Origin of the sequence: Synechococcus sp. CBW1002 (assembly GCF_015840915.1) — a bacterium.
GTDB lineage: Bacteria > Cyanobacteriota > Cyanobacteriia > PCC-6307 > Cyanobiaceae > CBW1002.
Genome location: NZ_CP060398.1, coordinates 1,434,398 through 1,449,585, shown reverse-complemented (window position 1 = coordinate 1,449,585; position 15,188 = coordinate 1,434,398). Strand labels below are relative to the sequence as shown.

Genomic DNA, 15,188 nt, shown 5'->3' with positions numbered 1-15,188 from the left:
TGATTCCCTTCATCTTCCCAACGGGAAGCCAGCTCAATGAATAGTACCGAACAGGAGCGCTTTGATCGCCTCTTTGACGCTAACGTAAAAGCGATGGTATCCGTTCAGGGGCCGTGACGCAGCAGCGCAGCATTCCACCCCTGATCGTTGATCAACGAGCAACCACAGACACCACGATCGATGACGGCCGGCTCAGGGATTCGGCAACAGCGATGGCATCTCACCGCCACGATGATGGGCGATCAAGGCCTGCTCCAGGAACTGCCAGATATCACGGCCCTGTTGCCGCAGGCTGGTGGTGACCGTGAGCAACCTGCTGCGGCAGATTGCACCCTGGCGGGATTGGACGCCATGGCTGATCTTGCGCTGAATCACCGAATGGCGCAGGGCACGCTCGGCTGCGTTGTTGGTGGGCTCGATCCCTTCAATCTCCAGGAAGGTCCAGAGGCCATCGCTCACTTGCAGCAACTGATGGCAGGTACGCACCGTCTTGGCCCACGGCGTTCGCTCGCCGCGCTGGCAGCCCAGCTCCACAACCCGCTGCAGCGTGCCCACAAACGCCTGGCGGATCGGCCGACAGCCCTGCTGCAACGTGGACCAGTCGATCGTTCCGTCTTTGTAGCGGTGCCACTGGGCAAACAGCTGCTGCTGCAGGCCCAGCAGCTCCGCTCCAATCTCACCGCTGGCGCCCTGACGGTCAGCGATGGCAGTGAGATCGCGGATCACGTGCGCCCAGCACAGCTGGCGCTGCTCCAGCGGGAGATGGTTGTAGGCGGAGAAGCGATCGCTCACCACAATTCCGCCAAAGGCATTCCCGAGCAGGTCGATCGCGGCGGCAGCCGAGCGGCTCAGGCTCTGCAAGAACACTGTCACCCCCATGGCGGTCACCATGACCCACTCCCAGCCGCGCCGGCCATCGGGGTTGCCCCCATCGGCATTACCGGTGGGGGCACCGGTTTCATCGACATAGACCACCGACTGCTGACGGGCAAACGCAAGGGCCTCCTGCATGGGCTGCTCCAGTGCTGCACTCAAGCGCTGGCGGATAGTGGCCATCGCTCCCCGGCTGATCTGTACCCCCAGCAGCTGATCCAGCAGCGCCTGGGTCTTGCTGAAACTCAACGGGAAGGCACTACCCAGCAGACCCACCAGAGCACTGAGCCGGGGACCGTAATGGCTTACTTCCACCTCCGCCGGTAACGAGGCACAGGTGCTGGTGGAACAGCAGGGGCAGACCAGGCGGTGCAGCCGGTGCTCGATCACCAGAGGCGTGATCGGTGGAATCTCGATCACCTGGTGCCTCAAGGGCTCGGGATCCTGACCCTGTAGCAACGTGCCGCAGCGGCGGCAGGCCTGGGGGTGGTGCTCGACCACCTCATCCACCCGCTCGATCGGCAGCAGCTCCGGCCCAGATCCGGGATGGCCCGGCTGGCCGCCGCGCTTGCGGCCACTGCCCTTGCGTCGTTTGAGGTGGGTGCCTTTTATTGGACAGTTCCGGCCCCTGACATCGTTAACCCAGGACGGGTGGAACATGGTTCGGCCTCAGTGTAGACCGCGTGGGGAGTTTTGCCTCCAAGGGAACTGTGAGGTCTTACATGGCAATACCGCCACAGGAAGCGGGCCAGGCTGATTTCAGCGTCCCAGCCATCGCTGTATGCCCGTAGGTAGACCTCCTCGTACTTGACAGTCCTCCACAGCCGTTCAACAAGGATGTTGTCGTAGCACCGCTTTCTGCCGGACCAGCTGATCTGGATCCGCTCCCCTTTGAGTCTGGCCACAAAGTCAGCGGACGTGAACTGACAGCCTTGATCGGAGTGGAAGATCTCTGGCCTACGGCCGCCTCCCAAGGCCATCTCCAGGGCCTCCAGACAGAACTTCGTGTCAAGGCTGTTGGAGAGCCTCCAGCTGAGCACATGCCTGGAATGGAGATCCATGATCGCCACCAGATAGAGGAACCCTTTCTGCAGAGGGATGTAGGTGATGTCGGTCGCCCAGACCTGATCCACCGACGTGACCTGCGTGAGGTCCACCAGGTAGGGGAACCGCACGGACGGATCACCTGGAACCGTCGTCCGGGGCTTCTGGTAGATCGCCCGTAATCCCATGCGCCGCATGAGGTTTCGCACTCGATCTCGGCTGATCGGGATACCATCTTGGGCCAGATAGTCCACCATCCGGCGGCTGCCGCTGCAGGGATCCTCCAGGTAGAGAGCATCGATCCTGGCCATGATCCGCAGCGTCGATACACGGACCGGTGTCGGCCGGTAGTACAGCGTGGATCGAGGCAGCCCCAGCAGCGCACACTGCCTGCTGATGCTGAGCTCGGGGTGGTCGTGATCGACCAGCTTGCGCAGTTCACGGGCATCAGAGCAGTTGAGACTTTTTTTTGAGCCACTCCAGCTCCATCTGCAGCCGTCCGATCTGCTGGAACAGCTCCGCCTCCTTGGCCTGCCCCTCCTCCTTGTCCTTGGTCTTCTTGCCTCGGGTGAAGAGCTCGCTGGCACCGTCCAGGAGCTGCCGCTTCCACTGGCTCACCTGGATCGGGTGGATGGCGTGGTCGGCGGCGATCTCCTGGATCGTCTTGCGGCCACTGATCGCCTCCATGGCGACCCTGGCCTTGAACTCGGGGCTGTGGGTGCGGCGCTTGCTCATCGGTGGGAGCCCCTTTCAGGGGCGGTACCCCGCCTCAGAGGTTAACGATGGGGCCTGTCCAGAAAAGCCAGACCACCTCAGTTCGGGCGGCTTAAACCCCTGGCCATCACTGGAGGGAGGCTTGGAAGAATTGCGGGAGCTGCGGCCGATCCGCTCGCGCAGATGGGCCAGTTCGGTCGCCAGGGCGGTGAGCTGGATGCGGAGCTGCTCGATCTCCTGTTGCTGCCTCTGGCACTGACTGACCAGCTCAAGAAATCCAGCCTTCACTCCCACCGGGGTGGCGGCCCAATCGGCTTCTGAAATCCCGGCCGGTGGGGTGGTCATCGCAAGGAGTCTCTTACTGAGATGCAACCAGGAATCAAGCCACCGTCAAGGGTTCAGCAAGCCCGATGTTCGTTGCGAGCTGTCCCGACTCCTGAACGGGTACGGACCTTCTGAGTTACACCACTCCACGGGACGCTGCTCTTTTCGGCGATATCGAGCCGAATTGAGCACATTCTATAGTTGAAAACTGCTCGGATCCATTGCGGCGCAGCCGCTTTCCCCTTTCTCAGGATGCCCTGATTAGATGCATCGCATCTCTTGAGGGAAGCATAGTTATCCAGTGGACACTAAAGAGAAAGAAACGTGTTTGGTAAAGGGAGAATGCTTGTCATCTTGGTGAGATTCTGCTCCAAGATCAAGTGCTGAGCAAAGCAGGATGAGGTATTGCCTCCATGAATAATGTGAATAGCAAGTCCCCTGTAATCGTCGACAAGGCCAATGCTTGCCCCGGCTGATATGCAGTCCATGGCAAGCTTGATGTCTTCGCCGTGGTTGATGTCTTCCGGGTGGTTGACTTTATTGAGAAGATCGCTCCGATAAAAATACGAAAAGCCATATCCGTATAGCGATCGATCCTTTTCTTCGCTAGAAAACAGCCTGGGAAACCTTTCGATTCCGGAAGATGATATTCGATAGGAGCAGGAGCTGTCTAGCAGGGCTGTATTGCAAAAGCCGTAAATCCTCGTTGGCGCGTGGAGCGAACACCAGCTTCGGAGCTTAACGAAGTCGTACCTGCCTGCCAAGAGGCTATTCAGCATTGTCTCAAGATAATCAGGTGCGTAATAATCATCATCGTCAAAATGAGCGATGTACTCGCCTTTGGCAGCAGCGCAGAGTCTCTTTCGCTTAGTGCCGATACTATCTCGGTGATGCTGGTGGATATAGCAGATCCTCGAATCACTCTGCGCGATTGCTTCGGCTTCAGCGCATCGTTCTCGGCTGTCATCCAAGATCAACAGCTCTTTGTTGGGCCATGTCTGAGACTGAAAACATCGGATAATATTGATCAAGTGCCTTGGTCTTTCCTTGGTGGGAATAGTAACTGAGATCATGGATAAATCTTGAGTTGCCTTGCAAGTGCCAGGCATTTGAGGTGTCCTCAGCTGAGTGGTAGTGCTGTGCCCACTCCCGATTGGTGGACTGTATAGGGTGATAAATGGAGCATGTGCATAGGATGCTCTCTGCCTAATCTGTATGGACGTCTGGGCTTGACTCTGATGATTAACTTTGTGCACATTGATTGGGTTCTGATCGTTGTAGAGATGAATCGCGGAGGGAATGTGGACAGCTCTGTGCCCAGAAATCTCCAGTAGTGGATGCATCAACGCAATATCCCCGGCCTGTTTTATAATGTTCCCATGTTCATCGCTCAGGTCGCCAATACTAAGTAGCTCCAGCAAGCCAGCCTTGAAAGTGCGCAGGTGCGATGCTCGCCAGGGTGCTTGGCGAAAGCTGTTTGTGATCACTGTCCGAGTGTCGTAAGCGCCACCAATGTGTCGTTGATCGCTGGCGCGAATGAAGCTTCCATAGGTGAGTAAGCATTGCTGGCTCTGATAAGTAAATGCCACGATCTGTAGTGCATCTTTCCCTAGCAACTGGTCATCACCGTCAAGCGTAATTAATACATCGTCGAGAGACGGCCTTAGCAATCTTGTGCCTTGAAGAAAACTTTGCAATGAGCTACCACTATTTGTGGTATTGCTGGTTATTCGAAATCGTGAATCCCCCTCGATTGCAGCACTTGCGATTGCCGCCGTGTTGTCGGTTGATCCATCATCAATAATAATCGCTTCAAGATTTCTATGGTTCTGCTCTTGAAGCGACCGAATGCAGGCTTCTATGTACCTCTCGGCATTAAACGATGGGATCACTACCTTAAAATGAATGTCCTGATCATCAAGCTCAATGATGGATCTTGCTGGGAGTCTGAGTTTCTCCTCGTCCATAGGCGGGCTCAGCTGTTGTGCGGAAGAAACTGGTCTTGTTGCTCCTGGCTGTGTCATTTCAGTCGATGTCTTGCTATTTGCATTCCCATAAGCTTTGGCGAGCTGCCTGATCAACCCGATTTGATTCGGGTCTTGTGTGGGGACACGCTGAATGCGCGTGTTTTCTACCTGTTGAATCAACTCTCGCTTGTCAATGATATTGCCGCCATGGAAGATGCTGATTATTGTGAATCTTGGTTCCAGCTGGGCCATTGGTATGGAATAGTCCTTGAGAAAACTCTTCTCTTCAAGGCAAACGGCTTCATCGTCATGGCTTGTTTGTTCCAGCAGTGCTCGCCTGAATGCGAGCGTTCCTGAGGTTGCATGATTGGGGTCATAGGGTCCCTCGACCCACAGCTCTTCATCTGGCAGAAATAGAATGGGCAGCACTGTGGATCCGGCCACCATGCATCCACTCTGCTCCAATTGGTTGACAGCGTGTTCCACTCTTTCGGGCGGATAGTAATCGTCATCATCGAAATAGATGATGATGTCTCCGCGACAGAAGGTGTGGCTGAGATTTCTTTTTTCCCCAAGCCTGAGCTTTTTTGGCAGCCTCTGATAGTTGATCGTTAGGCCGCTCTGCTCGATTGGATGGAAATCAGGGTGGTCTTCAGAGGAGTCATCCAGGATTATCCATTCAATCTTGGTAAGTGGGTAGGTTTGGTTGAGAATGCACTGTTCTACAAGCGTCAGATAAGCTTGTCTCTGATGCGTGACTGTACAGATGCTGACGCTGGGCATCATTGCTTCTGCTTGATGCCTCTCTGCCTGCGTGTTGGCCTCGGCGCTGTCATTCCTGTTAAGAGTTGCTTCTTGCTGATTCATCTCCATTGGCTTGTGCTTTTTGCGCTTTGCCACGGCCTTTGGGGATCATCACGCTCTATGGGCAGTCTACCGATCAGTCATGGCTTTGTCACTGTCCTTCTCCAAGTGCTTCGTTGGGATGATCTTCCCAGATCCGGTGAAAGCTTCTTTGTGGATGTTCCCCTGCGGATCGTTAGCTGGCCACGACAACCAGTCCGCGTCGGAATTGCCAGCCGGAGGGGGCGCCCAACCCAAGTGGTCTCAGCCTGGGATGCAGGCGGGAATCAGGACATCGTTATGGGTTCGGCCGAGGCCAAGTGCGCCGTATGCTGTCCCGCCCCCTGAAAGCTTACATTTTGCGAGAGATCTATGCTGCCTGATTGGCGTTTTCTGACTGGTCAGCGCAATGATTTCTTCGCTAAGCATGCCCTTGCTTTGTTCTAGCTGGCTGTTATCTGCTGTGATGGGTTGAGTATTCGCTGATTTGCGAGAAAGCCTGATCTCCTTCATCAACTCTCATGATACTGTGAGCCCTGAATGCATGGGCTGATGCGCTTTACGACGATACGACTATCTGGAGGCAGAAGGATGGTCGCGGGTGGATTCGCGGACCGAATCCGAGGCTTGTGCTCTTGCTATTGGGTTGGCAGGATGATTGGAGAGCCTCTCGAAGTGATTTGGCCCGATCCAGACCCAATTTCAACTTATTACTTGATTACCCATAAGCCTCCGCAAGCCTGAGATCCCGCTCCGTGCAAGGCATGCAGCAGCAGACTGCATTGGCGATGCGCTCGGTCATCTCAGCCATGGCAAAGCGCCGATTGAAGCGGAAGCAGAAGCCGCCCAGGTAGCGCTTGGCGTACTTGTCAAAGTTGAAGGCATGGAAGGTGCCGTTGAAGCTGGTCTTTAGGTTGCCCAGCAGGGTGTTGATCCAGCGGAACTGCGGCAGGTCGTTGGGGTGCTGGCCGGTGGTGACATTCGCCTTGTGGTGGCAGTTGGCCGTGGTCACGGCGCGGAAGCAGGCCAGGCCATCGGAGAGTACATCGCTACCGGGAGTCAGATTATTCAAGGACCAGTTAGCGATCGCCTCTGAACTGAAGCTATTCACCGGCGCGATCTTTGCGTGGATCGGATGGCCGGACTCGTTCAACGAGACGGCTGCCACGATCGGAATCTTGTTTTCTGATCCGCGACCCACCTTGCCGCCAGTGCGTTCTCCGCCGAGGTAGGCATCATCTATCTGAATCTTTCCCCGCAGCAGATACTCCTCCTCCCGTTCGCTCATCGCCCGCAGGATCTTGTTGTGAAGCAGCCAGGCGGTGTCGTAGTTGACGCCCAGGTGACGACTCAATTCCAGCGAGGAGATCCCGTTCTTGGCCTGGCCGATCAGATAAAAGGCCAGGAACCAGTTTGTCAGAGGGAGCTTGGTGGCCTGCAGGATCGTGCCGGCCGTGAGTGTTGTCTGATGGCCGCAGTTGCGGCATTGGTAGCGCTTGAGTCGTCGGCCGTAAACCAGGCCATGCTCATGCCTATTGCAGCGAGGGCACCGGAACCCATCCGGCCAGCGAGCCTTCTCCAGAGCAGCCTCACATTGCTCCTCTGTGCCGTAGAGCCGCTGGAACTCAGGCAGAGACAGGCCCTTCTGGAACTGGATGCCGTTGCGCGCCATGGCCAGAACAGTATCTGCGTACCACTCTAGTCGGGACAAATGGCCTGCACGGAGCGAGCTGGGTAATCAAGACTTATTATGCTGCTAGGCATGGGCTGGGCCTGCATTTGAGTGGGGCCATTACTTCGGAATCATTGTATCCTTTTTGCCAGTCAATTGATTTGGTTGATGGCAAGTGTGATCAGTTTCTCGGGCAGCTGGTGTCTCAGATTCCCCTTGAGACTGACTCGGATGATGTGCTGCGGTATCCGTTCAGGGGCCGTGACGCAGCAGCGCAGCATTCCACCCCTGATCGTTGATCAACGAGCAACCACAGACACCACGATCGATGACGGCCGGCTCAGGGATTCGGCAACAGCGATGGCATCTCACCGCCGCGATGATGGGCGATCAAGGCCTGCTCCAGGAACTGCCAGATATCACGGCCCTGTTGCCGCAGGCTGGTGGTGACCGTGAGCAACCTGCTGCGGCAGATTGCACCCTGGCGGGATTGGACGCCATGGCTGATCTTGCGCTGAATCACCGAATGGCGCAGGGCACGCTCGGCTGCGTTGTTGGTGGGCTCGATCCCTTCAATCTCCAGGAAGGTCCAGAGGCCATCGCTCACTTGCAGCAACTGATGGCAGGTACGCACCGTCTTGGCCCACGGCGTTCGCTCGCCGCGCTGGCAGCCCAGCTCCACAACCCGCTGCAGCGTGCCCACAAACGCCTGGCGGATCGGCCGACAGCCCTGCTGCAACGTGGACCAGTCGATCGTTCCGTCTTTGTAGCGGTGCCACTGGGCAAACAGCTGCTGCTGCAGGCCCAGCAGCTCCGCTCCAATCTCACCGCTGGCGCCCTGACGGTCAGCGATGGCAGTGAGATCGCGGATCACGTGCGCCCAGCACAGCTGGCGCTGCTCCAGCGGGAGATGGTTGTAGGCGGAGAAGCGATCGCTCACCACAATTCCGCCAAAGGCATTCCCGAGCAGGTCGATCGCGGCGGCAGCCGAGCGGCTCAGGCTCTGCAAGAACACTGTCACCCCCATGGCGGTCACCATGACCCACTCCCAGCCGCGCCGGCCATCGGGGTTGCCCCCATCGGCATTACCGGTGGGGGCACCGGTTTCATCGACATAGACCACCGACTGCTGACGGGCAAACGCAAGGGCCTCCTGCATGGGCTGCTCCAGTGCTGCACTCAAGCGCTGGCGGATAGTGGCCATCGCTCCCCGGCTGATCTGTACCCCCAGCAGCTGATCCAGCAGCGCCTGGGTCTTGCTGAAACTCAACGGGAAGGCACTACCCAGCAGACCCACCAGAGCACTGAGCCGGGGACCGTAATGGCTTACTTCCACCTCCGCCGGTAACGAGGCACAGGTGCTGGTGGTACAGCAGGGGCAGACCAGGCGGTGCAGCCGGTGCTCGATCACCAGAGGCGTGATCGGTGGAATCTCGATCACCTGGTGCCTCAAGGGCTCGGGATCCTGACCCTGTAGCAACGTGCCGCAGCGGCGGCAGGCCTGGGGGTGGTGCTCGACCACCTCATCCACCCGCTCGATCGGCAGCAGCTCCGGCCCAGATCCGGGATGGCCCGGCTGGCCGCCGCGCTTGCGGCCACTGCCCTTGCGTCGTTCGGGCGGCTTAAACCCCTGGCCATCACTGGAGGGAGGCTTGGAAGAATTTCGGGAGCTGCGGCCGATCCGCTCGCGCAGATGGGCCAGTTCGGTCGCCAGGGCGGTGAGCTGGATGCGGAGCTGCTCGATCTCCTGTTGCTGCCTCTGGCACTGACTGACCAGCTCAAGAAATCCAGCCTTCACTCCCACCGGGGTGGCGGCCCAATCGGCTTCTGAAATCCCGGCCGGTGGGGTGGTCATCGCAAGGAGTCTCTTACTGAGATGCAACCAGGAATCAAGCCACCGTCAAGGGTTCAGCAAGCCCGATGTTCGTTGCGAGCTGTCCCGACTCCTGAACGGGTACGTGCTGCGAATCTTGCGCCAGACATTTAGCTGCCAATCTCTTGCGACCAATATGGGTTTTGATTTGCTCTTCAATCATCCGCTGGTTCATCGACTTGTTCGGGATCAGTTGCTGTTGGCCAATCGGATCATTGCTCCTTGGCCCGCCGATGCCTGCCTCAATCTGTTTAACTCGCCAGGGAGGCGACCGTTCAGGCGTTCAAATCTGACTGGCACAACATTTGGAAATTTATTTTGCTTCCGTGAGCCATCTGAATTGCCCGCCCCGCTTTCTGCTGCGTTGGCGTCCTTTCGGGCATGGGCTTCCCGTCATGCTGGTCACAATGTGATTGGTGTGCATCCCCCAGTGTCAGCAAAGAAGTCCGCTCGGTTTGACCCGTCCACCTGGGGGCCCAACCGACGACTATGCAACCGCCCTATGACGCCGCTCTGCGGGAAGCCGTCCGCCTGCGGATGAGCCCTCCGAACCTTGAGAGCGTGGCTGAGATCGCCCGCGACACCGGGATCACGGCGCAGACCATCTACAACTGGCGGAGCCAGTGGCAGAAGCAGGGCCAGCTGGTGCCTGCCACGAACCGGCCGCCGGAGCAGTGGAGCGCTGCCGACAAGCTGGCAGCCGTGATCCAGGCCGCAGGACTGAACGGAAGCGAGCTCGGGTCGTTCTGCAGGGAGCGGGGGCTGTACCCCAAGCAGGTTGCCCGTTGGCGCCAGGCCGCCGAGGATGCCAATGGCCCCAGCGCGCCGAGCATGGCTGATCAGCGGGAACTGCAACGCAAGAATCAGGAACTGGTCCGGCGGAATCGCCAGCTGGAGCGTGAATTGCAGAAGAAAGAAAAAGCACTGACAGAAGCGGCGACGTTGTTGATGCTCTCAAAAAAGTTCAACCAGATCTTTCAACCGGACGAGGATCCTTGATTCCGTCTGGCGATCGCGGTGCGATCGTCGCGCTTCTACAGGAAGGCATCAGTCGTGGCCTTTCGGCCAAGGCCATTGCTGATCTTTTCGGCCTGGCGACACGCACGCTGAGGCGATGGGGCTTGATGATTCGGACCCAGGGATTCAGCTGCGATCAACGCAAGGGAGCGTCCAGGCATGTCATGCATCGTTTCAGCGAGGAGGAGCGCCAACAGGTGTTGTCCACTGTCAACGATCCACGCTTTGCCGATCTCACGCCTGGTCAGATCGTGGCGATCCTTGCCGAGGAGGGAGTCTACGTGGGATCGGAGTCAACGATTTACCGCATCATGCGCCAGGAAGGCCTGTTAAATCATCGCGGCAGGAGCCGCCCACCGCGGGAGCCAAGAGAGCCACCCGTGCTGGAGGCAACGGGCATCCATCAAGTGCTGGCCTGGGATATCACCCTGTTGCCGGGGCCTGTGAAGGGTCAATTCTACTACCTTTATATGGTGATGGATGTGTGGAGCCGGCGCATCCTTGGCGTTGAGGTGCACGATCGTGAATGCGGCGAACTGGCCAAGCACTTCTTTGATCGTGTCTGCCGTGATGAAGGGATCAGCTCGGGGTCGACCACGATCCTGCACGCCGATAACGGAGCACCCATGCGCTCCTACACCTTGGCCGCCAAGCTGGCCGAGCTCGGCATCTCCCTGTCATTCTCGCGGCCGCGGGTGAGCAATGACAACGCCTACGTTGAGTCATGGTTCCGAACCATGAAATATCACCAGAGCTATCCAGTGCGTCGTTTCCGGGATCTTCTCTCAGTGCGTGCCTGGGTCGATGGTTTTGTTGACTGGTACAACGCTGAGCATCGTCACAGCGGCATCAAGTATGTGACGCCCAATCAACGTCACTACGGAGAAGCTGACGCGATCTGCAGAGTCCGTCAGCAGACCTATGAGCAGGCGCGTGCGCAACATCCACGCCGCTGGGCCAGGCCACCTCGCGATTGGGCTCAGCCAACAGTCGTGCGGGTCAACCATCCCAGACCGCAGGACACTGTCGCTGCTTGAAGATCAGAAACCCAGGCCCCAGGGGGTTGTGGTTGGACCGCCCGCAAGAGGCGGGCCGGCCTCAGCCTCCGACCGGGGGCCGGCCGCTCAAGCCTGCGCTCCTGATCAACGCGCGATGACGATCAACATCCGATCTCGAAGCCCATGATCCTCCATCCGGAGTAGGCTTTCTGAGGTACTCAGATCAGTACCCTGAGCGGACATCTTTGCTGATAGGCGCCGCCCCGCGGCGCCTCAGGCGGTGACTTTGCGCGGATCGAGCTCACCGGTGCCAGCGCCAGCGAGATGGAGGCCAACCAGTCCTTGGTGACTCGGCTCGGTGGTGATGCCAAGGCTTGGTTGAGTGCCGTGGATTCGGCTCTTGATCGCCAGCAAGTGCCTCTGGCCTGGGCGCTGCTCTTTGCTCCACAGGATCCGCGCTCCAACGACCTTGATGCTCTGCGACGGGAAGTGCTGCAGCGGGGGTGCGGGGATGGCCAATAGGGAGAAATCAAAAACCCCCGAGCAGTGCCCGAGGGTCCTGAACCAATCAACATTCCAATGGCTGTAGATGGTCGAAGCTGCTGGCGTTGGCGCCTGGGGCCGAACGTTCCAGGTGTGGGCCGTTTTGATCTCTTAGGAGTTTGCAGAAAAACCGTCTGACGAGGCGCGTTTTTCCTTCCGGAGAACTGATCACACGCCGGAAGGGCCCGGGTTCAGCAAATCAGCGGATCAGAACGCACGATGTTTTGCGTTTTGCTCTGTTGGGTCTGTCTGATCCCTGCCGCCTGGTCACACTTCGGGGCAACGACCTTTTCATGGTCATGCCGCTGCCATCGCTGGCTTGAGCAGGTTGCCCAGCCGGATCAGGTTGTAGGCGATCACATGCAGGCCAAACACCGCATTGACGTTCTCAGTGCCGCGCACTTTGAATTGGCGCAGCCCGCCCCACTGCTTGATCCAACCAAACACCTTCTCGATGCCGCGGCGGGCGTTGATCGACTTGGCGTAGCCCTTGTGGCGAGTGGTGCGGACATCGATCGCAGAACCACCAGGCCGAGCTGTGTTCTGCGCCACGTGCGGTGTCACGCCACGCCGCCGCATCTGGGCGACAAAGCCCCGGGTGATGCTCGTATAGATCGTCAACCCCCCTGGCGCAGCTTTTCGCCAATGCCGTGACGGAGAGGCGGCCGGCTCTTCATCCGCCAACCAGCCCGCCCGCAATGGAGGAGCGGGCGGGCTGGTTGGCGGGAGCCTGGGCTGTTGCCCCCTGGGGGCTCATTGAGGTGGTCTGGCTTTTCTGGACAGGCCCCATCGTTAACCTCTGAGGCGGGGTACCGCCCCTGAAAGGGGCTCCCACCGATGAGCAAGCGCCGCGCCCACAGCCCCGAGTTCAAGGCCAGGGTCGCCATGGAGGCGATCAGTGGCCGCAAGACGATCCAGGAGATCGCCGCCGACCACGCCATCCACCCGATCCAGGTGAGCCAGTGGAAGCGGCAGCTCCTGGACGGTGCCAGCGAGCTCTTCACCCGAGGCAAGAAGACCAAGGACAAGGAGGAGGGGCAGGCCAAGGAGGCGGAGCTGTTCCAGCAGATCGGACGGCTGCAGATGGAGCTGGAGTGGCTCAAAAAAAAGTCTCAACTGCTCTGATGCCCGTGAACTGCGCAAGCTGGTCGATCACGACCACCCCGAGCTCAGCATCAGCAGGCAGTGTGCGCTGCTGGGGCTGCCTCGATCCACGCTGTACTACCGGCCGACACCGGTCCGTGTATCGACGCTGCGGATCATGGCCAGGATCGATGCTCTCTACCTGGAGGATCCCTGCAGCGGCAGCCGCCGGATGGTGGACTATCTGGCCCAAGATGGTATCCCGATCAGCCGAGATCGAGTGCGAAACCTCATGCGGCGCATGGGATTACGGGCGATCTACCAGAAGCCCCGGACGACGGTTCCAGGTGATCCGTCCGTGCGGTTCCCCTGCCTGGTGGACCTCACGCAGGTCACGTCGGTGGATCAGGTCTGGGCGACCGACATCACCTACATCCCTCTGCAGAAAGGGTTCCTCTATCTGGTGGCGATCATGGATCTCCATTCCAGGCATGTGCTCAGCTGGAGGCTCTCCAACAGCCTTGACACGAAGTTCTGTCTGGAGGCCCTGGAGATGGCCTTGGGAGGCGGCCGTAGGCCAGAGATCTTCCACTCCGATCAAGGCTGTCAGTTCACGTCCGCTGACTTTGTGGCCAGACTCAAAGGGGAGCGGATCCAGATCAGCTGGTCCGGCAGAAAGCGGTGCTACGACAACATCCTTGTTGAACGGCTGTGGAGGACTGTCAAGTACGAGGAGGTCTACCTACGGGCATACAGCGATGGCTGGGACGCTGAAATCAGCCTGGCCCGCTTCCTGTGGCGGTATTGCCATGCAAGACCTCACAGTTCCCTTGGAGGCAAAACTCCCCACGCGGTCTACACTGAGGCCGAACCATGTTCCACCCGTCCTGGGTTAACGATGTCAGGGGCCGGAACTGTCCAATAAAAGGCACCCACCTCACATGCCTTCTTCAACCGCACGGCTGGACCACCCATGAGGATTCGAAACACCTCGCGGGCAATGAACCGCTTGAGGCAGCGGAGGATCTCCGCTTTCGAGAGCCCCTCCTCTGTTCGACGCTCGGCATAGGCCTGGGTCTGCTCGTCCCATCGCAGCCGCACCACCGCGATCCGGTGCAGTGCCGCATTGGCCTGACGGTTGCCGCCCCGATTCAGGCGATGTCGGTGGGTCTTACCAGAGCTTGCTGGTAGGGGATTAACGCCGCAGAGCGCTGCAAAACTGGCGTCGCTGCGCAGGCGCTCCGGGTTATCCCCAGTCGCGGTGAGCAGAGTGGCGGCGTTGTCGACTCCCACGCCAAAGGTCTGGCGCAGAGCGGGACAAACAGCCTGGGTGAGCTGATCAAGGTCGTCCCGCAACCCTGCGATTTCCACTTCCAGGGCCAGAACCCGGCGAGCCAGGGTTCGCAGTGCCCGTTTGGCGGCGGCCAGCGGAGCATCCAGCGGGCCTGGCCTCAGGGCCGAGCAGGCCCGGATCAGGGCGCTGCGGTGCAGAGGCTCCAGCCGCTCGCGCAGGGCCGCCGGAGCGGTCACCAGAATCGCTTTGATCTGGTTGATCGCCCGGGTGCGGCTGCCGGTGGCCGAATCCTTGGCGCACTTGAGCATCCGGATCATTTCCACCCTTTCGCCGCCTGCCTTGGGTGTCACCGTGGCCGTGCCGGCGATCCACGCTCGGGCAGCGGCCTCGGCATCGATGGCGTCATTCTTGCCGAGGCGGCGCCTGGTGGAGCGATCGGGGCGGTTCACCTCGACGACCTCGTAGCCAGCATCGACAAGCTCACGGCACAGCCCGGCTCCGAAAGAACCGGTGCCCTCGACGGCAAAGACCGGCGTGTAGCCGAATTGCTCAGTCCAGGTCATCAGCTCGTCATAGCCCCTTCGGGTTGTGGGAATCCGGAAGTCGCCGAGCCTGCCGCCGTTGGGAGCCAGGGCCACAGCCACATGGATGTCCTTGTGGGTGTCGACGCCGATCACAACATCAGGCGCCCGCTGATGAACGGACTGTGTCAGGGTTGCTGATGCCATCGATGCCAGATGGTGGTGGGGAGAAGCGATCAGCGGGGAGGTCGGACAGGACTGTGATGGGGCCTCTTGACCAGGCTCGTATCAGGTCACGACACTTCTCCGTTGATCGGCCCCATCAATGCAGATCGACAGATCACGCAGAAAGGCACTGAGCTGGCCAGGCCGGTCGTAGTTCGAGTCAGATCTGCTGATGATGGGGTTGCCAGGATCATCAC

At 59.1% G+C, this 15,188-nt stretch carries 14 protein-coding genes and 1 pseudogene; 5 read left to right on the top strand and 10 right to left on the bottom strand.

Annotated features, from left to right (window positions below; all coding sequences use genetic code 11):
• Positions 1-192: 192 nt before the first annotated feature.
• The 8 genes from H8F24_RS06855 to H8F24_RS06825 all read right to left on the bottom strand — a co-directional run bounded on the left by H8F24_RS06855 (position 193) and on the right by H8F24_RS06825 (position 9,485).
• The gene (locus H8F24_RS06855) at positions 193-1,533 is read right to left on the bottom strand and encodes an IS66 family transposase (protein WP_197171540.1); all 1,341 of its coding nucleotides are present in this window, start codon (positions 1,531-1,533) and stop codon (positions 193-195) included.
• Complete coding sequence (locus H8F24_RS06850; RefSeq protein ID WP_231598246.1) at positions 1,482-2,315, bottom strand: IS3 family transposase; 834 nt, start codon at positions 2,313-2,315, stop codon at positions 1,482-1,484. Before H8F24_RS06850 ends, H8F24_RS06855 begins: the two co-directional genes overlap by 52 nt.
• Before the next feature lie 49 nt (positions 2,316-2,364).
• Positions 2,365-2,652 carry a transposase gene (locus tag H8F24_RS19290; RefSeq protein WP_231597691.1) on the bottom strand — a complete coding sequence of 96 codons (288 nt, stop codon included), beginning with the start codon at positions 2,650-2,652 and terminating at the stop codon, positions 2,365-2,367.
• A gap of 15 nt (positions 2,653-2,667) precedes the next feature.
• On the bottom strand, positions 2,668-2,976 hold the full coding sequence (locus H8F24_RS06845) for a DUF6444 domain-containing protein (RefSeq protein ID WP_197171538.1): 309 nt from the start codon (positions 2,974-2,976) through the stop codon (positions 2,668-2,670).
• Positions 2,977-3,263: 287 nt separating this feature from the next.
• Complete coding sequence (locus tag H8F24_RS06840) at positions 3,264-5,822, bottom strand: glycosyltransferase (protein WP_197171536.1); 2,559 nt, start codon at positions 5,820-5,822, stop codon at positions 3,264-3,266.
• A 661-nt stretch (positions 5,823-6,483) separates the two neighbouring features.
• Positions 6,484-7,437 carry an IS1595 family transposase gene (locus H8F24_RS06835; protein ID WP_197171117.1) on the bottom strand — a complete coding sequence of 318 codons (954 nt, stop codon included), beginning with the start codon at positions 7,435-7,437 and terminating at the stop codon, positions 6,484-6,486.
• A gap of 340 nt (positions 7,438-7,777) precedes the next feature.
• Complete coding sequence (locus tag H8F24_RS06830) at positions 7,778-9,292, bottom strand: IS66 family transposase (RefSeq protein ID WP_197170082.1); 1,515 nt, start codon at positions 9,290-9,292, stop codon at positions 7,778-7,780.
• Positions 9,293-9,326: 34 nt separating this feature from the next.
• The gene (locus H8F24_RS06825; protein WP_197171534.1) at positions 9,327-9,485 is read right to left on the bottom strand and encodes a hypothetical protein; all 159 of its coding nucleotides are present in this window, start codon (positions 9,483-9,485) and stop codon (positions 9,327-9,329) included.
• A gap of 314 nt (positions 9,486-9,799) precedes the next feature.
• Here H8F24_RS06825 and H8F24_RS19285 point away from each other — a divergent pair, with 314 nt between their 5' ends.
• From H8F24_RS19285 to H8F24_RS06815, 3 genes are all read left to right on the top strand, one after another.
• On the top strand, positions 9,800-10,309 hold the full coding sequence (locus tag H8F24_RS19285; RefSeq protein WP_197157219.1) for a transposase: 510 nt from the start codon (positions 9,800-9,802) through the stop codon (positions 10,307-10,309).
• On the top strand, positions 10,306-11,364 hold the full coding sequence (locus tag H8F24_RS06820) for an IS3 family transposase (RefSeq protein ID WP_231597781.1): 1,059 nt from the start codon (positions 10,306-10,308) through the stop codon (positions 11,362-11,364). Before H8F24_RS19285 ends, H8F24_RS06820 begins: the two co-directional genes overlap by 4 nt.
• 285 nt (positions 11,365-11,649) lie before the next feature.
• Positions 11,650-11,847, top strand: a complete 198-nt coding sequence (locus tag H8F24_RS06815) for a hypothetical protein (RefSeq protein ID WP_197171532.1) — start codon at positions 11,650-11,652, stop codon at positions 11,845-11,847.
• Positions 11,848-12,165: 318 nt separating this feature from the next.
• Here the strand turns inward: H8F24_RS06815 and H8F24_RS06810 are convergent.
• A pseudogene (locus H8F24_RS06810) lies at positions 12,166-12,468 on the bottom strand (transposase); the annotation flags it as partial.
• A 237-nt stretch (positions 12,469-12,705) separates the two neighbouring features.
• Between H8F24_RS06810 and H8F24_RS19280 the strand changes: the two are divergent.
• Together H8F24_RS19280 and H8F24_RS06805 are read left to right on the top strand one after the other, a co-directional pair.
• Positions 12,706-12,993, top strand: a complete 288-nt coding sequence (locus tag H8F24_RS19280; RefSeq protein ID WP_231598083.1) for a transposase — start codon at positions 12,706-12,708, stop codon at positions 12,991-12,993.
• A 10-nt stretch (positions 12,994-13,003) separates the two neighbouring features.
• Positions 13,004-13,876 carry an IS3 family transposase gene (locus H8F24_RS06805; RefSeq protein ID WP_231598245.1) on the top strand — a complete coding sequence of 291 codons (873 nt, stop codon included), beginning with the start codon at positions 13,004-13,006 and terminating at the stop codon, positions 13,874-13,876.
• On the opposite strand, the gene H8F24_RS06800 is transcribed toward H8F24_RS06805, so the two are convergent.
• Positions 13,807-14,922 (bottom strand): IS110 family transposase, encoded by a 1,116-nt coding sequence (locus H8F24_RS06800; protein WP_370594803.1) that lies wholly within the window; start codon positions 14,920-14,922, stop codon positions 13,807-13,809. The two genes, H8F24_RS06805 and H8F24_RS06800, sit on opposite strands and share 70 nt — an antisense overlap.
• Positions 14,923-15,188: the final 266 nt, after the last annotated feature.